20 protein-coding genes are annotated in these 22,459 nt (G+C 35.5%); 2 read left to right on the top strand and 18 right to left on the bottom strand.

What is annotated here, in order from left to right; genetic code table 11:
- Both KAOT1_RS03675 and KAOT1_RS03670 read left to right on the top strand, forming a co-directional pair.
- Window positions 1–1,122: a PIN domain-containing protein gene (locus tag KAOT1_RS03675; RefSeq protein WP_007093355.1), complete on the top strand. Its 1,122-nt coding sequence runs from the start codon at window positions 1–3 to the stop codon at window positions 1,120–1,122.
- Window positions 1,123–1,505: 383 nt separating this feature from the next.
- Window positions 1,506–2,573, top strand: coding sequence for a hypothetical protein (locus KAOT1_RS03670; protein ID WP_007093354.1), 1,068 nt, complete (start codon window positions 1,506–1,508; stop codon window positions 2,571–2,573).
- An 84-nt stretch (window positions 2,574–2,657) separates the two neighbouring features.
- On the opposite strand, the gene KAOT1_RS03665 is transcribed toward KAOT1_RS03670, so the two are convergent.
- The 18 genes from KAOT1_RS03665 to KAOT1_RS22695 all read right to left on the bottom strand — a co-directional run bounded on the left by KAOT1_RS03665 (window position 2,658) and on the right by KAOT1_RS22695 (window position 22,433).
- Complete coding sequence (locus KAOT1_RS03665) at window positions 2,658–3,188, bottom strand: hypothetical protein (RefSeq protein ID WP_007093353.1); 531 nt, start codon at window positions 3,186–3,188, stop codon at window positions 2,658–2,660.
- A 291-nt stretch (window positions 3,189–3,479) separates the two neighbouring features.
- Window positions 3,480–4,355, bottom strand: coding sequence for a zonular occludens toxin domain-containing protein (locus KAOT1_RS03660; protein ID WP_007093352.1), 876 nt, complete (start codon window positions 4,353–4,355; stop codon window positions 3,480–3,482).
- 13 nt (window positions 4,356–4,368) lie between these two features.
- On the bottom strand, window positions 4,369–5,304 hold the full coding sequence (locus KAOT1_RS03655) for a hypothetical protein (RefSeq protein ID WP_007093351.1): 936 nt from the start codon (window positions 5,302–5,304) through the stop codon (window positions 4,369–4,371).
- Window positions 5,305–5,310: 6 nt separating this feature from the next.
- Entirely contained in the window at window positions 5,311–5,682 is a 372-nt protein-coding gene (locus KAOT1_RS03650; RefSeq protein WP_238528727.1) for a hypothetical protein, read from the bottom strand.
- A 226-nt stretch (window positions 5,683–5,908) separates the two neighbouring features.
- On the bottom strand, window positions 5,909–6,391 hold the full coding sequence (locus KAOT1_RS03645) for a hypothetical protein (RefSeq protein ID WP_007093349.1): 483 nt from the start codon (window positions 6,389–6,391) through the stop codon (window positions 5,909–5,911).
- 5 nt (window positions 6,392–6,396) lie between these two features.
- Entirely contained in the window at window positions 6,397–6,642 is a 246-nt protein-coding gene (locus tag KAOT1_RS03640; RefSeq protein WP_007093348.1) for a hypothetical protein, read from the bottom strand.
- Window positions 6,635–7,249, bottom strand: a complete 615-nt coding sequence (locus KAOT1_RS03635; protein ID WP_007093347.1) for a hypothetical protein — start codon at window positions 7,247–7,249, stop codon at window positions 6,635–6,637. Before KAOT1_RS03635 ends, KAOT1_RS03640 begins: the two co-directional genes overlap by 8 nt.
- Window positions 7,250–7,254: 5 nt before the next feature.
- Complete coding sequence (locus KAOT1_RS03630; protein WP_007093346.1) at window positions 7,255–7,581, bottom strand: hypothetical protein; 327 nt, start codon at window positions 7,579–7,581, stop codon at window positions 7,255–7,257.
- Window positions 7,582–7,584: 3 nt separating this feature from the next.
- Window positions 7,585–7,869 (bottom strand): hypothetical protein, encoded by a 285-nt coding sequence (locus KAOT1_RS03625; RefSeq protein WP_238528680.1) that lies wholly within the window; start codon window positions 7,867–7,869, stop codon window positions 7,585–7,587.
- A 34-nt stretch (window positions 7,870–7,903) separates the two neighbouring features.
- Window positions 7,904–8,770 carry a DUF7192 family protein gene (locus KAOT1_RS03620; protein ID WP_238528679.1) on the bottom strand — a complete coding sequence of 289 codons (867 nt, stop codon included), beginning with the start codon at window positions 8,768–8,770 and terminating at the stop codon, window positions 7,904–7,906.
- Window positions 8,771–8,969: 199 nt separating this feature from the next.
- Window positions 8,970–9,917 carry an AAA family ATPase gene (locus tag KAOT1_RS03615; protein WP_007093343.1) on the bottom strand — a complete coding sequence of 316 codons (948 nt, stop codon included), beginning with the start codon at window positions 9,915–9,917 and terminating at the stop codon, window positions 8,970–8,972.
- Entirely contained in the window at window positions 9,914–14,182 is a 4,269-nt protein-coding gene (locus tag KAOT1_RS03610; protein ID WP_007093342.1) for a strawberry notch C-terminal domain-containing protein, read from the bottom strand. The genes KAOT1_RS03615 and KAOT1_RS03610 overlap by 4 nt, the downstream gene beginning before the upstream one ends.
- Entirely contained in the window at window positions 14,172–14,573 is a 402-nt protein-coding gene (locus tag KAOT1_RS03605) for a hypothetical protein (protein ID WP_238528678.1), read from the bottom strand. The genes KAOT1_RS03610 and KAOT1_RS03605 overlap by 11 nt, the downstream gene beginning before the upstream one ends.
- Window positions 14,574–14,593: 20 nt before the next feature.
- On the bottom strand, window positions 14,594–18,268 hold the full coding sequence (locus KAOT1_RS03600) for an Eco57I restriction-modification methylase domain-containing protein (RefSeq protein ID WP_007093340.1): 3,675 nt from the start codon (window positions 18,266–18,268) through the stop codon (window positions 14,594–14,596).
- Window positions 18,269–18,939: 671 nt separating this feature from the next.
- Complete coding sequence (locus KAOT1_RS03595; RefSeq protein ID WP_162014334.1) at window positions 18,940–19,443, bottom strand: hypothetical protein; 504 nt, start codon at window positions 19,441–19,443, stop codon at window positions 18,940–18,942.
- A gap of 11 nt (window positions 19,444–19,454) precedes the next feature.
- On the bottom strand, window positions 19,455–19,967 hold the full coding sequence (locus KAOT1_RS03590) for a hypothetical protein (RefSeq protein WP_007093338.1): 513 nt from the start codon (window positions 19,965–19,967) through the stop codon (window positions 19,455–19,457).
- A 21-nt stretch (window positions 19,968–19,988) separates the two neighbouring features.
- Complete coding sequence (locus KAOT1_RS03585) at window positions 19,989–22,190, bottom strand: prolyl oligopeptidase family serine peptidase (RefSeq protein ID WP_007093337.1); 2,202 nt, start codon at window positions 22,188–22,190, stop codon at window positions 19,989–19,991.
- Between the two features lie 90 nt (window positions 22,191–22,280).
- Window positions 22,281–22,433 carry a hypothetical protein gene (locus KAOT1_RS22695; protein ID WP_007093336.1) on the bottom strand — a complete coding sequence of 51 codons (153 nt, stop codon included), beginning with the start codon at window positions 22,431–22,433 and terminating at the stop codon, window positions 22,281–22,283.
- Window positions 22,434–22,459 lie beyond the last annotated feature (26 nt).

Here is a 22,459-nt window from a genome sequence, read left to right as displayed (position 1 = left end):
ATGAAAGTTGTACTCGACTCAAATATTATTATCGCAGATTTTTGGATGAGATCGCCTAATTTTAAAATGCTTTTTGAAAGCGCAAAAAAAGAAGAAGTTATTATTTACCTTCCTAAAGTTGTAATTGATGAAGTTATCAATAAGTATCAAAAGCAGATCGAGAGTTCATTTGTAAAAGTCAATTCTGAAATAAAAACATTCTGTAAACTAACAAATTTTGAAATTGATAATCCACTTGATAATGAAATTTTAAAAGCATCGATATCTAAATATTCAGAGTATATAAATTACATAATTAAAGAAAATAAAATCTTAATTATTGAATATCCGAAAACAGATCATCAGTTTATAGCAAACAAAGCCATTAAAAAATTAAAACCTTTTAATGAGAATGAAAAAGGATACCGAGATTGTTTGATATGGGAAAATATAAAGACACTTCTTACAGATTATGATAGCGCAGTAAGTGAATTAGAGTTGGTATTTGTCACAGGTAACCATAGAGATTTTGCATCTAAAGATTTAAGATTACATTCCGATTTAAGATTACATTCCGATTTAATATCAGAACTTGAAGACGATCTTTTTGCCCCTAACTCTGTTATTATCTACCAAAGCTTAAACGATTTTAATAAAAAAATGGGAAAATTATTCTTTGAACAATCATTTAGTTTTGAAAAGAAACTTAAAAACAATGAGCCTTTAGAATTTGATATAAATTCTCAGGTAATTGATTTTTTATATGAGAATTATGTCGGTTCTGAATTATTTAAGTATGATGTACTGTTTGACTATGAAAATAGTGAGCCAACTATAAGTGGCATTTACGAAGATTTTGATATTGAAATAATTTCTGTTAAAAAATTAAATGCTTCAGAATATGTAGTAGATATTTCATTTGAAGTAAATTCAGAGATTGATTTCTTTTTAGAAAAAAGCAATTATTGGTATGCACTTGAAGATCGTAACAATGTAACTATTGTTAATGCTGATTGGAATAAATGGGTAATGTTAGCTAGTACTCAATTTTTAGTTCCTTTAACGATGACAATGATTATTAATAGTGAATTAGAGGTAAAAAGTTGTCAGATTAATTCAATTAATGAAAATTACCTTCCTTGATAATGTACTGACAATACTTATCTTATAACTATTACAGCAGCAAAAGAAGGCATCAAAGAACCGAAAATCAAAAATAAACAAGGAGCTTGATATATTTATTAACTTAACTTAGCATAATATCTGTCCTCTAAATGGGGGAATGATCATAGTTTTCATTCCCGATCATTTCTTTTTTTTACAAAAAAAACAGCACACACATGTAGCTTTTTTCATATTTTTATAAAAAAATAAAAAGGCTCTGTTTAGAATAAAAGCTCTTGTTATTCACTGAATTTAGCACAATAACAACAATATCTTTTGTACATACCTTGCCTTGAGGGTCATAAAAAAAGTACAAGCTTCTTACATATCCTAAATCAAATAATAACTTTAAATAGTTTCAAATGTCTAATAATTCAAATTTTATTCAATCCATTAAAAATAAATATGAATCTGTCAAAATTTGGTTTTGGGCATTGCCTGTTTGGAAAAGAGTTATATTATCTTCTCTGATCGGTGCTGTGGCAGGTGGTTCTACCATTAGATTCTTAAACACTTATGCTTTATACTATCATGCCATAAGGCAAGGTTTTAGAGTTCCTATTGAAGGGGTAGAATACATCAATTTGGCGATTGGTTTGGTTTCCTTTGGAATTATAATTGTTTCATTACTCTGTACAGTAATCTTATACTTATTATTCAAGTTACTTGCATATTTGTTTAATAAGTGGTTTAGATCAAATGAAAAGAAAATTTTATGGGTTCAATTGTATCTAGTATCATTATTGATTCTCACATTAATTGTTATATCGGCTAATAGTTATGAGAAGATCAATAAAGAAAAGTATGTAGTTCTAAACACTATCAATGATAGCTTACAGAAGATCAAGTTAGAACACAATGAGAAAATTTCTAAATACCTAAAAAAGCAACATCAAAAAAATCCAAACAGTTTTTTACAGTTTAGTGATACACTCGTGATTGTAAACAAACAAGGAGAAACTTATAAGATCATTGATAGACTACAAATAAACTTAGAAGATAACATAGCATATACTAATTTTACTCAGAAGAAAAAACTAGCTGAGCTTGAAGCTAAAAGAAAAATATCAGACTTGAATGTTAGGATTATTTTATTGATCCTTTTCCTAATTACTTATTTTCTCTTAAATTATGTAATCAATTCTGAGAAAAAAATAAAAGTTTTTACGCTGATCATAACTTTAGTTTTTACCTCTACACTTACTATTTCTTTTTTCAATCAATCCGTATACAAAAATTTTCTAAGGATCATTGGATATGGAGGTGAAATTCCAATAAAAATTGAGTATCGAAAAGCCGATAACAAACAAGCGGTAACCGAAGGCTTACTTCTAATTAGAAGTAAGCAAAGTATAATTTTAAAGAATCTAAAAACTGATTATAAAGAAGAAATACCCAAGGAAAGAATTTCAAAAATAACCTTTCTTTAATTAGAATATGATTTTTAAAATAGGCAATAAAAAAGTGGCTTCAAATAAATTTGAAGCCACTTTTTTATATTCCTATCTACTGCTTTATTGATCTTTGAGTTCTGGTACTTTACTACTAACTCTCATTATACAACCTGAATTACTTCCATCTTCACACCTACAATGGAAATTAAACTGCTTTGTTGCTGGATCATATGTTCCTCCTGGTGCACAACAGCTATTTCCCATACATGAGATAAAGACATCATCATTCTCATTGGTCTTACTAATATCATCTGTGAATTGACCAAATTTTAAGATTGCATCTGTTGGAAATCTAAAATTCTCGATACCACTAGCTAATACAATTTTAAAATCTTGATTATTGATATTGTAGTCTATTATAGCTACAACAGAATTTTTGTCTGTTTCTATATAAGAAACGTCCAATATTTTTCCTTTCCCCTTGGTAATTTTAAGATTTAGATCATTTTCAGATTTAGCGATTCTAACATTGTTAGGAGAAATTAAGGAATACTTTAGATTATCTTCTTCTATGGAAGAAATATCATCATTACAACTTGTTATGCCAACAAATAATAACAACAATAAGATTAATACGTTACTTTTTTTCATGATTTTTGGTTATTTGATGTAGCAATGTAATTATAATTTTTGTAAGTTTTTTACATCATATTGTAAAAATTATTGAAACTTTAAAAAATCGAGGGTTTTCCCGTATTTTTCATAAGTGTAATCCCCCTAATTATTCTAATTTCAATAAATATACTAGGCAGATAACACCACTATTTTTGTTAAAAAATGTAATTCATCGGTAAATTAAGTCTTTTAAACCGAAAAACAAAGCCTTTTGTAAGAAAAGAAATATAAAGATATTAAACAATGAAATGATCTTATTTTAGGTATTTAATTATCATGATAGCGAAGTTTATCAGTTATCAATTTGATGATCGCTTCGTTTTTGGTTTTATAGATCTTGTTGTTTTTAAAATCTTCTTCACCCAACATCATCCGTATTTTTTTGCTTTCCTCTTGGTCAATGAATTTTTTACAAGCGCGAATAAAGGCACTTCTACTGCATCCCTTAATACGTTGCTCACGCATGTTGACATACACAAAAAAGCTTTTTTGTACTTTGTATTGCTGCTCTGTAATCACTCCTCTAGCAAAGGCAGATGAGGACAATTCATACTGCTCATCTACGATAAGCTGTGCAATACGAACCATTTCATATTTGGGAATACGGTCACGATATCGGGTCACATCATCCACCTGATGATGCAACCTAAGCCATGTACAATTTTGCCACTCAGAAGTTGTGATCTTCGCTACGGATTGATGTGTTAAAAGAATATCAATACCCTTATGACGAACCGTACACAATGCGCCGATCATAGCCTGCCCTTTAGCTCCTGACATATAATGGTCAATATCATCCAATACCACCAAGCCATTTTTAAAGGACTTCATAATTTTAGTGATGACCTCTTTTTTATCATTGTTATCCATAGGAGAGCTGTCAGGATTAAACGGACGAATGCGCCGCGGCGATACTTTGGTAAGCTTATGCAAATGATTAGGACTGACCGTAACAAAATTAGGATAATCATCATCATTGGTATCAAAAGCAAGTACTTTACGCCCCTTTTTACCTGCAATGAGATTATCCATCATATAACGTTTTATTTCCTGTTTATTTCGGTAGGTTTTCCCAACGCCTGTTTCTCCGCACACAAGCATGATCATTGGTTGGCGCTCTGATGCTTTTTTGATTGCTTTCATATTCTAAACTAGCCTATTTATCCTCTGTTGGTTCTGCATATTCCATGATACTGTTTTCAGCTACTTTACTCTCTGTAACAATCTTATGCTTGTTATCATCTTTATCTAATTCCTGCTCCGATACTTCCTGTACGATCTCTGATGCTTCAGGTGCATTAAAATCCTCTTGGTAATCATTGGAAGCCTTGTTTTGTTCAGATGCTTGTTTTTGCTCTTTGATAATTGTTAACAAACGATTTTCTAAATTTTTATTCTCACTACGGATCTCCATGATCGTTTGTCCTTTTTTGATCATGATCGAAGCTACTGCGCCCATGAGTTGTTGTTCAGGGGTAAGTTGTTTGGCTTTTTTACGAATTACCTGTGAAAGCAATGGACGTAGTAATTCTTTGTCTTCGCTGTCTAATAGAATTCGCTCAACATTCTTTTCATTTTGAGTGTCGATGACCTCGACAATTTCACCAAATTCATAAAATTCTTCGTGCTTTTTAACTTTTACAAAGAAACTTCCACCCGCCCTTAGCACATTGTTGGTGATTCCAAGCAAGGCATCTGCGGTTTGATTTGCCTGTGAGAGTGGTATTTCAAAAGCGGTATCGTTTGCTTGTTCTTCTTGCTCTGAGCCTAAATATTCTTCATTGATCTCTTGAGTAGGTGCATCTAGTGGCTCGTTTTGTTTTTCCCTTTCGATCTGATCTTCTACCTGCTTTCTGTAATCCACCTGATCATCCAGCTCTGATACTGTTTCCTCTTTCTCAGGCTTCCATATGTTCCAATTATCGCCTGTCGATCGAGCCTCTGCCAAAGACTCTCCTCCTATATCTTTTTCGATCACAGGTGAATTAAGTGGACTGGTATGCTCATCTTGAATGGTTTCAAGCTGAATCTGATCTGTACCTGTGGAAAGAGCTTGTTGTACTTCTTCTTTAATGTGATTGTCTTCTGCCATGAGTTTTTAATTAAGTGTTGAAATGTATTTGATAATATGATCTTCTATTGCTCTGTGTCTTTGTAGGTAAGTAGGGTAAAAACTTGGAATGGAAAGCATTTCTTTGCATTTTTGCTCAAAGTACTCTACCGAACGCCTTTTTACGTTGAAAACTTCTGCGATCTTGCCCAAACTGATCTGCGTGTATTTATTGATGATATAGTAGCATGCCATTCGTGCATCCTTATATTCACTTAAATTGCTCTTGTAAAATGTAGCTTTTTTAAGATTGAAGACTTCAATGCTTTTTGATATGGTAAGCTTAATTAACTGCTTGACACGCTCATCCTCGCTCGATGCGATATCGGTATGGTCTATGATACTACCCAAGAATTTCACCGAATTTTGCAACCCGAACTTACCGATCATCACTTCGATATGATCTTGCAGATCTCGATAATTGAATTCCTCTGGTTTCATCCCTAATAAAGCTATTGTTTTTTGTTTCCACCAAACTACAAAAAGTACCTTTTGGGTACTTTTTGTTCTTTTTTAGATAGTCTTTGGGAAAGATTTCGCTTTTGTTTGGTGCTTTTTTTGGCAAAGTTTGCTGATGTTTTTACGCCTAGGCTACTTCGCCACGGATCAAAATATTGTAACGATATTTAAAAACACTGATCCTTTTGATAAGATATTTTCCAATGATCGTATTCCATTCAAGGGGTGTTTTTAGTCCTAGATCCATAAGCGTGGAACGTCCTATATCTTCTGTCTGACCAAGCTCCACCAATTGATCTATGATGAATTCATCCGAATTGACCTTTGCTTTAGCCACAACTTTTTTTGGCTTTTCGTTTTTTGCTTTGAAGTCTTCGCTTAGTTCATTGTTTGAAATGGCATCGCCATATACATTGTAGATATCCTTCATGATCTCTTCATCGTACTTTTCAAGCTGTCCGATCAAACTCCCCTTCCCGCAAGGTGTAATGCGCTCTAACAAGTCATACATTTTGTCAAAGATCTTTATCTTGTCCTGAATGGCTGTAAGCAGTAACTTCTTGTCAGTTTTGTTTTTCTTTAAAAATGCTCTGTGTTCTATCTGTTCCATACTATTTAACTGATTGCTGGTGTTAATGGCTGATCTTTACCTACCCAACTCTCAATGATGTTTGAAAGTGCCGCAGTAGCAAGAGAGGTGGCAATGATTATTCCTGATGTTTTTAGAAGTTCCATTCCTTGTGGCAATTGGAATTTGAATTCTTCATTTTTCTCATTTTTACCTAAGTTGTAATAAATGATCGCTTCGGCAAAACCTATGAGCAATCCTGCTCCTGTAATAATTAATACTTTTTTATTCATCGTTGTCTTTTTTTATTTTCTGTTCTTTTTGATCGTATTTTTCTTTGATCTCCTCTTGCACCTCTTTGATTTGCAATTCATCCATGCGATAGAGTTTCATGATCTCTCGTCCTGTTTTGGAAAGGATCTTTTCAGATGCTTCCAAAATATCAAGATTGTCTTTTAAATTCTCTGGTACTAGATTTCCAATCGCCATAAGGTGCTTTTCAATTTTTTCATGGCGTTTGGGCGTTGGCTTTTTTGGTTGTCCTTCCCGTTTTTTGGCATTGTATGCCTTTATTGCTGTTCGGCAATGCTTGATCTCTTCTTCAAAAGCATCCAATTCCTTTTTAGTTAGCTTTTTCTTTTTTTTGGGTGTATGACCAGCCTTGTCTTGATCCTTATCCGACGATTCCTGTTCACTTTCATTCCCTGGGATCGCTTCAGGGGAATTTAATTGGATCATTTTGTAGACAGCTTCAATGCTCTCTTTTGCTTGTAGGGCGGCTTCCTCCTTATTTTTATCATCCTCATCGGCATAGTCTTGCAGTATTTCCTGCGCATACTCCTTAATTGTTGGGTAGGCTATTTTTTCTAAGTCTACCGCTTGTAGTGCTTCTATGGTCATAATTTTTACTTTTTTAGAGTGTTTGACATTTCTAATTCTAGTGCTAGAATTTTTATTTTACGAAGCCGTTCTCGCTCTCTGATCCTAATTCTAGCTTGGTCTTTGGTTTCTGTGACCGATGTGCCTTTTTCGGGTTGTACAAGTTCGTATAGGAGTGTATCCGCCTGAATCGCTTCAGTCACTTTTTTTGTGAAATTGTTAGACACCCGTTTTACTTCTTCCCATGCGGTTACTAAACTGAGTTTACTCCCTAAAAGTCGAAGGATCTCTCGTTGATTGTTTATTTTAACCGCCTTTAGGGCATCTAGGGTTATATCTGCTGTTTTATACATAGTTTATAGGGTATGATCTATTGCAAATTTTTGATGATACAACATTTGTAGACTTGTGATAAAGTCATTCGCCTGATCTTGATCGGTGTAATAAACGGAACAAAATTCAGGTGTACCATCCATTTTGAAACATTCGTAATGATAGTATTGGATCGGGTTATCTTCATTGGATATATCAATGGTTCTCCAGCGTAAGATCAACGTGTCTGCTCGCATGGGAGAGGTCATAATTCTAAAATCCCTACAAGACTCTTTACATGATTGATTGATCTCAATAGCACGATCCATAATTTTATGGATCACCTGCCGATCTATTGTTTGACTATTTTTTTTCATCTAATCGTTTTTTATATGTTGTGATAATGGTAGCTACTTCTCTAACGGCTTTGTCCATTGCATAGCTTTGCTCAAAGACAAAACCACGCTGGTTGATCGCACTGACAAAATTGTTTCCCAAACTGCTTGTCAATCTACCTAGTCCTTCAGGCATCTTATATCCGAAATGATCTGCCATTGTAATAAGTGCTTTGAATCCTCTATACCTAAAGTATCTTGGATCGCTTGAGATCAGTAGCAATTGGTTGGTATCTAGTTTATCTTGAAAGCGTTTGACCCTTATTTGACCCAGCGTAGTTTGACCTCTAAAATGACTCCCGATCAGTACATTTACCTCTACCGATATACCACGCTCTTCCATAAAGGTGACAAGCAATGCGCACGAGAGTCCAACAAATAAGAGGTTGTTTCCTTTTACTGTTGAATTTGCTCCCGCCATGATATAGAGCTCAAGCGAGGGATAGGAATTTTGTTTGTCTTTGAAATAAGCATACACGCTTTTTACCGAAGTTTGTATTTGCTTTCTACCTAATTCTATATTGAGCTTGCTGATGTTCTCCTCAATAGGGGTTGATCTATTGATGGTGTGAATCTTAAACATTCCCATAGCAGCTCTGTCAAAAGAGAATACACCCAAACCACGATCATTGTAAGCTATTTTTGGCTTGGGTAATTCCGATTGTGCTAGATACTCCAAGTATGCGGATAATTTATCTTGGATCTTTGGTTGTATTTCTTTTAATAGGTGCATTCCCAAAAAAGAAGTATGTGATTCTAGTTCTGCAAGACTTTTTGGAATCGGCGATCCAAACCAATCTTTTTTCTCTAAGATCCTATTGGATGCGTTATCCATTACATCCTTCCATATGCTTTGATTGTGATCACTCAGGTAGCTTGCCTTATGATCTACAAATTCATTGAAAGTAAATACACTATCAAATTGCAGATAGTTGTACTTCTGCTCATTATGGATAAGAGTATGCTTTTTGGGAATTTTCATGTGTGATCTTTGTAAAAACGGTTTGTATGATATGCTACCTACTATCGCAATATTAGATTCTGCGTTTGTATTCTTCTCTGAAAGCTTGTTTTTTAATGCTCCCCTTGTAAGAGTTTAAAAAGGACTCCAAATTGATCTCCTCTTTGATCGTATGGGCTTTTTCAGCACCCATTGCCAAAAAGTAACTCTCAATGGCATCTTTGAGGGTCTTGCCACCTGCAAGCTTTTTATAGGGTTTTCCACGCAGATCAGACAATCCCAATTCTCGTTTCATCTCCAGCACATAGGCACGCTGAAAGTTGAGCATCGTACGAAGGGTCATGATATCTTCGGTATCATCGTCATTTGCGCCTTTTCCCTCATAGCGCAGTATCTCGGCTCGTATTTTCAAACAGATATCCACAAGGTCGGGGTAGATCAGTTCACGCTCTAGGGTTTCATTAAAACCAATACGATAGATACAACCACTAAATCGATCTAATAGGGAAGCATCCTGTTTGTTGTTGCCTACATAGTTTCCGCTTGCTCCTTTTCCTATGACGTTTCCTGTGGCAATACAACCAAAGTTGGTATGCTTTACAATAGGTTCATTGTTTCCATTGAAAATGATCGCTCCTTCTTTAGCACTCTTGGCAAGGGCATCATTTAAGAGTCCTGCGGTATTGGCATCCAATTTTGGCATTTCATCCAAGATCAAGATTTTCCCATCACGCCAAGCTTCAATCAGTGCGCCCTCTTTGTAGCCTGTGATCGTTTGACCGCCCTTGATATCAATGGGCGATGTCCATTGATTGCAATTGACAATGGTAAAGGGCAATTCTCCTCCATCGTTTTCATTTCGTCCATTGATCGCATAGGCAACCTTCTCCCCTATGGTGGTTTTTCCTGTGCCTGCACTACCTACTAAATACGGATTGTTGCCAACGCTCAAATCATCTAAAATTTTAGCAAATTGTGGAATTTGTTCAACCTCTGGAATGTCATATTTGATTATTCTCATTTCTCTAATGCTATTTGTAATTGACTGATCAATTCTTCGATATCTGATATTTCTGCAATCATATCTTCATAGAAAATACGTCCTAGTTTTGTAATGGTATAGTCCCCTAAAACAAATTCAGGGTTGCCCTGTTCGTGTAAATTCTCGATAATGAAGTTGCCTAAAAGCGTAATGGCTTCATGCAGTTTCTTTTTTCTAGCCTTGTTAACAATGTCATTGAAAAGCTTTTTGGATGCGTTTTGCACAATGAAGTCTTTCCATATCCTGTAAGGCTCATGCAAACTCTTATATATTGGCTTTAATGAATAGTTGTAACGCTCCTTATCAAGCAATGCTCTGTTATAGACCACAACGCCAAAAGGATATGTCGAACTAGGCTCGATGTAGTTTGTAAATCCAACACTAGGATTTGTTCCTTGACCATAGCTACGACCTAAAGCATAGGGGTATTCACCTGTGTCATCTTGACTTCTGGACTCCCAATCTTGTTCATTTTCAATCTCCCAATCCTCTAATTGTTTGGCTTCTCCTAAGAATCGAAGCTTGTAATGATCCAATCGCTTTAAAAATGCTTCTAAATTATCATGGTGCAGTCTTGCGGTCATTTCACCCGCATTTTGAACAAACTCTGGAAGCGAATCACGATCATCGTTAGCTTCTCGATGCAGTAATACCCGCAACTGTTCATCAACCGATGCTTTCCATAATCCTTTTTTTGAGATATAGACCTCAAAGAGGGTATCACTAATGCGCTTAAAGCGGATCAGTACTTTATGATCTTCAAAAATGGATTCTTTTTCTAAACCGCTAAGGATGATATAGGCATGGGAGATCGGATATAAAGCGCCATTTGCTTCTCCTTCTTTTCCAAATTCACGGTTCATTAAGATGCCACTTTTGATCTGATGATCTTTGGTGTTGTACTTTATCAGTTTGTTTTTTGTTCCTATTTGATAGGAAACCTTGACAATGTTCTCGGTCAGGATCTGTCTACGCTCCCGCTTTTTGGATGCTTTTTTTATCAGCTCATTCCATTCTAATTTTACCATTTCTCTCTCTGCATCCGTAATTTTTTGGCTCTCTGTAAAAATTTGACTGATATAGGCTTGTTCTGCGGGTTGCAAGTTATAGGTGACTTGCCTTCTGGAATCGGTCACTAAAAATTGCAAGCTGATATTACTAAGGGTATATGGATTTGATCGGTTACCTCCCATAGAAACTCCTAGATACACTCCCCATGAGGATTCTAAGGAAGATCCCACAAAAGGAACTTTGACTACATCGCCAATATCCCACATCGAAATATAATCAAGTATCTTTTTTTGTGTAGCTTCAAACCCCGCAATATCTAGTGCTAGATCTGATGTTTTGGTAGCAATTAGTTTTTCAATTTTTTCAAGGTCACTTTTTATTTTTTCATTGGCTTGCTCATCAGCACCACTCCCTAATTTTGGAAGCGTATCACGATCTTCTTTTAATTTTGCGATCGTTTTCAATCGTTTTTCTTTTCTACTAGCAACGATCTTAGGGTACGTCGCTAGTAGTTTCTTTTCATAGGTTTTACGAACCTCGATAGGCTTTTCCCCTTCTAATAGCTCATATATACGCTTGTCTAGTTCCTGACGTGTAAAAGGGCGGCGTAAATTATTGATAATGGTTTCATCACGTACACAGTCCCTACCAAAAGGGGTCACACCGCCAGAACCTTTGGCATATAAAAAGCGTTTTTTAACATCTGCATCCAAACGTAAGAACTCTGCTTCCAGATCGTACGTCCCATTTTGCTTTTCTAACTTGATCTGATTTTCATAACGCTCCAATAGGTCTGTATAGAGCTTCTCTTGATCTTCTACTTGCAGAAGTCCTGCGCGTCCTGTAAGTTGACGCATTGCACCCTCTTTGCTATCTTTTCGTTCGCGGACCTTTTCCCCACGAACCCTTACATAGTGATAGGTAGGATAGCCTAGAACTTCCATCTTCTCTGTATGTTCATTGATCCATTGCCAAGCCACTTTATCGCCATATTTATTGAAAAAGTCGGGACTCTCTAAGGTGTCATCATTGGTGTTTTGTGAACCTGTGGTGTTGGCATCCAAGGACTTCATTTTACCTTTGAGCATCGCCATGAGTCGTTTCTCTGTTGGAATATCACTTGTGATGTAGAGGTATTCAGGTAAATTCACCTGTCCTGTTCTATTGATTCGTCCTCGTTTTTGTACCTCTATGTTGATATTGAGTTCTACCTGATGAATGATCATAGCACGTTGACGCTGATCTAAAAAGTCTTTGCTTGAATGTGCCGATGCGCCCGTACTACCACTTTGATTGATCAGTAACACATCTATTTTTCCACTATTGAATTCCCGAAAGGCTTTTTCTGTGTTTTTGCGTTGCGCCGCAATAACGCCATATTCTTCATTGGACAAGTCGATACGCTGTGATCTTCCTGTAACTTCTGCAATGGTAAAATGTGAGTTCTTATGACCCCCTAAGTGTTTTGGCTTTTTCTGTTTTTCTATCATATAAATGAGCTTATCAATAGGCGAAATGGAAAGTCCTGTACTCTCTAAGCGCATTTTTTTACGGATATTCTTGTAGGTTTGAATGCCGTTATAAGGCAGATCTTCTAACTCAATGCGCTCTCTAGTTTTCTCATTTGAAAGCGTGGTATAGTTGTAGTAAAAAACAGAATCCAATCCTTTGACAAGGGTACGGGTAAAATCAAGGGTTTGTAGCGGAAGGATATCACCGCTGACCATTTTAAGGTCTTTTAAAAAACTACCCATAGTGGACTTGAAAGCGATCACCACTTTTTTATCCTCTAGTAATAGATCGAGGGTTTCTTTAGCCACTTGCTCTACTTTCAGGGCAAACAACATTTGATCCACCACGTTAAATACTCTTGAAAAATAAGGAGCTTGTTTTACTCCTAAACCCCGTGGTGGGGATTTGATCGACCCTGCTTCTTCTCTTGCTTTCTCGTGAATTTCTTCCAATATAGGGACGATGTAATCTTGTTCAAATTGCACCACTTCATTCATAAGGGAAATAATGCGGTTGACACTTGCCCTGTTTTTACTTCTTTCTGGCTCTTTGTCTAATACTTTGTAGTCGATCTTAATTCCCTTACTTGAGCGTTGTCGTCGAATCAGTTGACCACTCTCACATAAATTGGAAGCTACTATTTCTTGCAATGCCAAACCGCCACTTTTCATAGCCGTTACAAATTCAGAATCTCTGAGTCCTGTTTCCATAATGGCGGTCTTTTTACCGTAGAAAGGCATCACCTCTGGGTACTTGGCAAAAGTGGCACTTAAATAACAGCATGCCTTTGTCTTGGGAAGCATTTTTCGCATCCATTTACCTATAATCGAATCATATCCGCCTGCCATGTGGGATTCATCCAAAATAAACACCACTTTCTTAAAATTCTTACTGCCTTCAACCCCGTTAGTGATCAGTTCTTCTAACCAAAAGCGCTTGTAGGGATGCGCAGACTGTATTTGAGAATAGGTACAAAAAACCATGTCATACCCAAGTGGCATATGATCTAATGTTTCATAGACCATTGTCAAGGGTATTTCTTCAGGATCGGGCATGCTCTTTCCTATTTTTTTATACCATGCGATCGCTTCAGGACTCTCCGTTGGATATTCCGTTACTTGTGTTAAAAGCGATTCTTGTTCCTTACTGGATAGGGGACTGAACATCACCATACCACTTGCGTCTTTGATCTGTGCATCACTACTATTGTTGATGATAAAAGGATTGATGTTTTCAAAATGGATCGCCTTTAGATCTCGATACATATCGGTAAATAGATTGGGAGATTTGGTAAAGAATACAGGTAAATACCCTTGCATGACCGCATGCCTGATCACTGCGGCGGCTTGCCTTCCTTTTCCAATTCCTGTCTGATCGGCGATGATGATCCCTTGTCCTTTTTCAAACTGATGCAGATACAATCCAAGGGAGTCTATTTGTTCGGCTGATAAAACGCTCCAAAGTGCCGCTGTGGTGCGATATTTTAAACCATCACGTACAAAATGATCGATATTCCCATGTTTTTGAGCGATCAAATCCAATGACATTTGTACTTCAAAAGCCATATTTTTTGGGATAAGGGTATCCATAACATATGATGCCTTTGATTTGGGTTCATATGGAACTAGCGTGGTATGATCTTCAGCTAGTCGTAAAACTTCTTCGCTAGAACGTCTGTGGATCGTTTCTTCTTTTTCTATGGCAAGTGCTTCATTTTTCATCTGTAAAATTGGATAAGGCTTCGAGATACCTTCGAAGGGTTATTTGCGTAAATAGTTCAAGTGCTTTTTCTTTGGATAATCCACCTTCCATATAGGAAGCTTCCGATTCTATATCCGTTTTTTTATGCCAACGGATCTCTAGTGACCAAAGCGCATTTTGTACCCTATCTGTATAGCATAAAAAATAGGCGATCTCCTCTGTACTACGACCTTCTGTATAGGTAATTCCTAAGTAGTCCTCTATCAGTCCGATCGGGTCTTCTCCCGATGCTAAGGATAATTCTACTAGGGTATGAAGTTGGATATAAATACCTGCCTGATGATCTTCAAAGCATCTAAATGGGGTAGCATTAGTGGTCATAAATAAGATCGCACTATGGCTATCGGGCATCAATTCTATGTTGTAATAGATCATTTTCTTTTTGCGATTTTAAGTTGTTTGATAATTGTGTGAATACTCGGTTTTATGTGTGTTTTTACTGCTGACCATAGTTCTTCAAATGTGTCGATGATCTTATCAAGATCGGGGGCGGCTCTTTGTTTGGGTGCAACACCCTGTCCAACTGCTTTACGTCCTCCAATGAGGATCAGCATCGTTTTGGCGACTGCTCCTTGTTTGTTGTATAACTTAAAGCTATTCATATTCAAAATGGCATCAACATGATAATAGTGATAGAGCCAATTGAAAAAGGGACGATATTTGGCAATAAATCCCTGATCGTCAAAATACACATGCCCCATAATGATGATCCCACAACGACCATGATCTTTCATCGTACTAAGTGCCAATCCTGACATGAGATGTTCTAGGCGTAAGTGCTGTTTTAATCCTCGGTTGTTATGAAAGTATTTTTTAACAATACGCTCTTTGTCAAAGCTGTTTTCTTCCCATTTGGCAAACGGGGGATTTGTAACCACCGCATCAAAGGATCTTTCCATATCACTAGCAAAAGGGTGCGCTCCATTATCGGTTGTAATCTTTTTAAATTGTTGAAACGCTAAGGACTTTTTGCGGCTTGTATCGATCTCATTCACGTGGGTTTTCTTAGGAGCTGCTCCTACAAGTAATAAACCGTTTCCCGCACTTGGTTCAAATATTGAAGCGGCATGATCCATCCCTGTATATTGGGCGAGGATCGCTCCAATAGGACACGGGGTTGAGTATTGTTTGTAGAGTTCCTTACTACTATCTGAATAGGCATAGGTCGGCTGAATGGTATTCCAAAAAGTAATCATTTTTGAGAGTCTGGCTTCAAAGGAAATAGGTTCGTTGTAGATCATTTTATACCATAGAAGCCAACTCAGTTCCACCGCTTCCCATAACTCCCCCAAACTCGGTGCGCCTGTTTGATCTTGCAGATCCTCTATCTTTTTTTTGGTGAGTCGCTTGCCCTCTCTGTATGCAAGGTGCATGGTTGCCACCACACGATCTATGTAATCTTCTTTAGGGATAGGTAAAGCTTCTTTAGCATTTTCTACTGCTGGAACTGCTTCTGCAACTGCTTGGGTGTCTAAGTACCCCGTAATAACCTGTCTTGAAAGCCTTAGTCTTTCTATTTTAAAGGATAGATCGCGATACGCTTCTTTGTTCTCTGATCCTGTTTTTGGTCGTTTGGTTTGGGGGTTGATATATTTTTGTCTTTCAATAACTAATTCTGAAATTAAATGGTCGATGATCACAATCCCCTTTGAAGGACTTGCTATTGGTCTTGCATGTTCGATTACTGCCCACCATTTAAGCCTATCTCTCTCAGGTTCAAATGAGTTTTCTAAGGCATTGGCTAGAGTGGTTACCGAGCGATATCCTGTGTGAATATTTACATATGGATAATTCATATCTGTTGGGAAACCAAGCGCATCAAAACCATCTGCACCACGATGTTCCCACTCCTGAAGAAGATCACTTCGATACACTTGCATACCATAGTTTGTTGGATGAGGAAGCTGGGATAACTGAAATAATTCTAGTGCCGATACATCATGTAATTCATCGGTTTTGATCTTGTATAAATGGGGAAAATCTTTCTTTAACCCTTTTATTTGATCTATGAGAACCTTCCCTGATTGAAAAGGTTCTTTTGCATGTATGGGAACTAGAACATTTTCAACCATACCATTGTATTGCTCTATATCTTTAGCGATCACCAGAGAGCTTTTCTCACTTAGGATAGGTATGCTTCTCCCGCCCACATGAGCGATCAAACGATTGAAAAGCCTTGCCGATCGATCACGAATTGAAGGCTCAAGATCCGAAATCCAATTTTTAAATGATTCGATACTATTACCTAACTCATCGGTAAAGACATCTTCATCGGCAATTTCTAAAACAGTTTCTAAGTCATGTATCGTTTTGGCGATGATAACCTCTTGCTGACCAATAAGATCATCTTCCATAGAAATTAACTCATCTATAACCTCTTGTAACTTATAGTGCATCTCCGTTCTTATAGTAGATCGGGGTGATATACTGGTTTGCTCTTCCCTGGTTTGTGTCGTTTTTAAAGTTGTCTGTTCTTTGCTCTTTAGATAGTCCGCTATGACTAATTTTGAACTACGCAAGGCGGTTATCATTCTCTCAATATTATCTATCGAATTTGATGATCTTCCACTTTTACTAGCAGGATCATTTGGTAGCTTCGTGAGTTTTTTGATTCCTTTTTCTAATTTTTCTATGGCTAGTTCAATCACTCTCAGCACTTTTTCAAACTCTGTAATTGGTCGTGTGTGAATCAGTGCAAACCACCATTTGTATTGATCACTATCCGTTTTATAGATAATGGTTTCAAGCGGTAGAATCTTCACAAATCCTTTTTCAAGAGATACGTAAGGATATTTTAGATCCGTTGGGAAACCTAACTGCTCAAATCTTTGTTTGCCTGTCTTTTCCCACTCTTGTTGAATTTTTTTAGATTTTATAGCAATACCATATGATTGTGGTTTTTCAAGCTGTGCCAAGTAGAATAGATCCAACGAAGAAACCTCTGATAGATGGTCTTCTTTGATCTGAAGCAGATGTTTAAAGTTCATTTGTAGCTTGTCGACCTCATAAGAGGAGAGCTGTCCTGTGGCAAATGGTTCTTGAGCATCGATAGGGATTAATACATTTTGTATGACCTTTTTATTGATATAAATGCAACTTTTGATAGATAATGCTCCTTTTTTAACCTCAAGTGCTCTAGTGGTATCATCTAGCAGTAATAACAAACGGTTGAGTATCTCAAGAACATAATTGCGTTCAAATTCCCCCGAATCTTTAAGCCACCCCTTATATTTATTTGTTGACTTTTTAAGCGAACTCTTTATGTCATGATCTAAGCTATAAGCATTCGCTTGTTTTAGATCTGCGGTGATCTCTTGAATTATAGATGCAAAAACATGACGTGTCGTACCTTGTTTTTCCTCTAATTCTGAAATGATCTTTGCGATCTCTATTTGTAAAAAAGAACGTTCTTTTTCTTTGTTCCTTTTTGATTGAACTTCTTCTTCAATTATTGGTGCTGCTTTTACATCGCTTACAGATTCAATTTCTAAGTCGCTTGTTGAACTAACTTCATCATTGGATATAGGAGTAGCTTCCAATTTCGATTGGTTGTCAAGTTTTAGGCGTTCAATAATTGAATTTGACTGTAATAATTTGCGTGCTAAGCGTTTTAACTTGTTAGGAAGGATCTCTGAATCCTTATACTGATCTCCATATTTTTTCTTCCCAAATTCACGAGCTAATGTTAATATTGCGTTTTTATATAATTCAAAAATGATGTAATGCTGTTCTTTAAGCTCTTCATTTTCTTTGTAGTAGATCGTTACGATCCAATATAAGTTTTTATTGATACTATCATGCGTGGACTCAAATATTGGAAAATTCGAAACTTCACTCCAATAGTTCCCTTTATTTATGACCTCCTCAAGCGAATCTATAAATGGACGATATACAGGGAACTTGCTAATGGTATAGATCTGTCCGCCAAATTGCAATTTGGTAAAGCCTAGTTCTCGAAGTGCTTTTCTCAAATTATTAGGTGGCAATTCACTAAAGATCAACTCGTAATTATTGCTTGTCGTATTTTCCTTGACTTCTAATCTCATTTAGTATGATGTGCTTTTACAAACTCTGATAAATGTAGACAAGCCAAGTGGCATATCATTTGTAAAATTTTGTGTACTACACACGATTTGTAGTCCAAAATTGTAGGAAAAGAAAATATTTAAGCCTTTTCGCTCAAAAAACATGTCCTAAACACATGTTTTTTGCTTGGAAGCTGTACTATTTACTATAAATTAGAAAGAAATTGTAGGAAAAGGTTAGATTGATCATTTGTAGTATAAGGTCGACTAGCTTGAAAGCCTACATTACTATCAATCAAGCTATAAATTCAATCAAATAAAGCAATATAAAAAGCCCTCACTTATAGTTTTGAGAGGTGAGGGCTAACCCGAGATATCCTATTTTTAATTATGAAATTAAAATACTCATTACAAATGTAAAAAAATTGTAAGACTTTAGATAATAAAACCTATAAACTATTGATTTTAAGTGTTAAGTTGAAAAAAACGAAAACCTTCGCCCTGATCATTTTCCCATTTGAAGGACAGATCTTATACTAAGTATAATATATCAAGCTACTTGTTTATTTTTTGACTCCTTGATACCTCCTTTTGTTATTGTAAGAGTCAAAATATTTATTGAGTTGTCCGTATGATTGAAGCTTTTTTGGCGAATGAATACTTCTAGTTTTACGATAATTTGGTAATGAGCTTTATTGAGTTATGGTGAATGTTTTCATCATATGAATGGCATCGTTTACAAAAAAGTCAAAGAATTTTGATTTTGCTGAATAGGCAACTTCATATATAATTCCTTGATGAAGGTAAAATTGTCGAATAACTTTGTAGTCGATCCGATTGATCTCAGCGTCATAGACCAAAACAATACTCTTACCATATCTTGTCTGTTCTATGATTTTTTTGAAGTTAGTGACCTTGTATAACGAATTTTGTCGATCTATTTCTTTAGCTACAAAAGATGACAATGTTTCTTCTCCTACTTCCTTTGTTGTTGCTATAATACCGTTATATATATACTCATAGCCAACATTCATCAATTCTTTAGGAGTGTAGTTCAACACCCCGTGAAAACCGTGGAATTCCCAATTGGGTAGCTTTTGAATTATAAAACCTTTGGATAGCTTTGTAAATAGTTCACTTTTGGAAAGGTCGCTATTGTTTTTACTAGCTGAACAACCAACTAATAATATGATCAAGAAATACTTTTTCATTCTGCAACGGTAAACGTTCCTTCAAAATATTTGCTTTCTGTATATATGTTAAAACCTAATAAATTCCAACGTAGCGATCCTGAAACTTGATATGTCACCTCACCATTTTTGTTCTTGTTGATGACCATAGACCCAAACTTCCATTGAAATCCAGTCACAAAACCACTTCTAGTTGCATGACCATGTAGTAATGTTACTTTATCAGCTTCTTCTAAATACCGTGTGTGTAATGATATATGGAAAATGCCATTATCTTCCAGTCGAACATCTCTTGATACGATCTTATCACGATCTTTGTTTTCTATTTTCATATCTGAAACGTACCTATTGTCTTTAATATCTATTTCCTTAAAGCTCAACATTCCAATAACGCCTAGTACGAATATTACAATAATGGCATTGCCATATTTGTTATTAAATAATTGCTTTCCTTTGGAAAATAGCGTTAATACTAATGCCCAAAATAAGATGATCAATGCCGTATTGATGAGTGCCCAAATAAGATACATATAGTTTGTTTTTTTTTATTTTTATTTTAGAGAACTTTTGTCTAGCTGATAATCAGGATGTCCTGTTTGCCAAAATGCAAAGGAAAATATATTTGCCCATTGATCATAAACCTTACCAACAGTAGTCCCATTACCATGTCCTGAATCATAATCAACATGGAACAAAATAGGGTTGTCGGATTTATTGACTTCCTGTAATCTTGCTCCAAATTTACCCGATTGCCAAGGAGCTACTCTAGGGTCATTCATTCCAGCATTAAGTAAAATAGCTGGATACATAACGTTTTCCTTAATGTGAAAATATGCGTCCATTGCTATTACTCCTTTACACTCGATTGAATCTTTCATACTACCATATTCTTTGTGATTACTTCCTCCATAACTTTGTTCCCTTCTGATAGGATTTAAAACACCCGCATCTATAATTACAGCTTTAAATAAGTCTGGTCGATCAGTAACTGCTCTCCCTGCCATTATACCACCTGCACTACTACTCCATAGAGCAATGTGTTCTGGCGAAGAATATTTTTTTTCAACAAGATATTCAGTACAGGTTATCAAATCTCCCCATGAGTTCGGCTTATTTAATTTCATTCCACCTAAGTGCCAAGCTTCTCCTTTTTCTCCACCACCTCTAACATGAGCGATACACAATACCCCTCCATTAGCAACCCATGTTAAAAAAATAGGAGAAAAAGCAGGTTTCTCAATATCTCCGTAAGCACCATAACCATAAATAAAAACGGGATTCTTACCATTTAACTCTGTATCTTTATGATGGATAATTGACAATGGAATATTTACCCCATCTTGATTTATAACTTCAATTTCCTTTGCAATGAAATCTTTAAATTCAGGATAATTTATTATTGGCGAAAGTGGTAAGTAAGTAAATTTATTATCATTAGAAGAATATAAGTATCGTTCACTTTTGTTCAACCAACCTCTAATTGTCACAAATAAATCAATATTATTATATGATCTTAGTGAAATACTACCTGATTCTTTAGGTAATTTAATCTCCTTAATTTCATTTTTATCTAGTTGGTAAAATTTAGCCTGTACTCCGTTTTTCGTCGTAGTAAAAAATAAGCTATTGGGCATTTCTTTAAATTCACCAATTATTTCATCTAAATTCTCAGGCACAATTATAGTTGGAGATTTGAAATCAGGAGAAGATAGCCTTGTTTGAGCTATTTGGTAATTTGATGCTCCATAAGCTGATTTAAAGGTTATTGTGTCATTTTTAATTTCGCATGCTGTCTTGTATACCTTATCTTTTTTTGTGAACAATGGTTTCCAGTTAACCTTTTTTTTATCTAAATTTTCGATTTCTGTATAATATGCATCAAAATAATTACTAACATTAACCATGTAACCTATTGCATATTTTTGGTTAGGGTTATCAATTTCAACTATCGGGTAGCTTGTTATATCAAGATTTAATTCAGGGTTATTTTGAGGACTAAATATTGGTGTTATATTTTTTGGGTTTTGCCCAATTTTGTATAATACAGCTTGTGTATTAGTCTTTGCCCTTTTATTATTCTTGCTCAAGTTAGGAAAGTGTAAATAAGTAAAACCACTATTATCAGGAAGCCAGTCTACACCGTAAAATGAAGCTGCCCACGAAGAACCGATTATTTCAGCTAGAGGTTTTTTAGTTTTCATGTCAATGATAATCATTTCAGCAACCTCTCTTCCTTCATATGTGAGTGCCACAACCACGTATTGTCCATTCCAACTTGGACGAATATAATTTATAACGTAATCATGTTTTGTTTCAGGCTTAAATGTATTAGGGTCATATAAAAATTCGTCTTTTCCATCATACCCACTTTTATAAAAAAGTTTGAATTTTTTCTCATTAGGCATCTTTTTTAAGAAAAAATACTGATCGTCAGCTACTATATTTGTTCTTCTTACTCTATAACTTTTTCTATTACTAAGGTCTTGCATAGATTTAGCTAGACCATCTTTGCCGCTAATTTTTGATAAAATATTACTTGCGTAATCTCCCTGTTGTTTATACCAATTATTTACTAAACTATCCTCGGCGTTTTCTAAATTTCTATAATAATCATTAACAGTAGTATCACAAATATTTTCTGTTACTAATTTTTTGTTTATAGTTGGATAAGGAGGTAAATTTATTTTGTTAGTTTTAGAATCGCATGAGAATAGCCAAATGCAAATGATAAAAATTTTTATGTATATTTTCATATTGAGAGATTTCTAAATAAATGTAGGTTAAGATAAAAAATGAAAAACAACAAAAAGTATTTTTAATAATGCTTTTTGTTGTTTTTATTATCAATCATTTGTAATATCGTCGTCAACCGTTGGAGGTCTAGTTTTGTCTTTATCAACAGGATCGTCATCGTCATCACCCCCTACAATTGAAAATAATAATTTTTTATTGGTTATCGATTTTCCGATTAACATTGTTAATTTTTTTTTCTTCATCTTTATTAGTTTTTAATTATAAACAT

This window comes from Kordia algicida OT-1, assembly GCF_000154725.1.
GTDB lineage: Bacteria > Bacteroidota > Bacteroidia > Flavobacteriales > Flavobacteriaceae > Kordia > Kordia algicida.
Note: the sequence above shows the minus strand (reverse complement) of the source record. Positions and strands in the feature narration are given on the sequence as shown.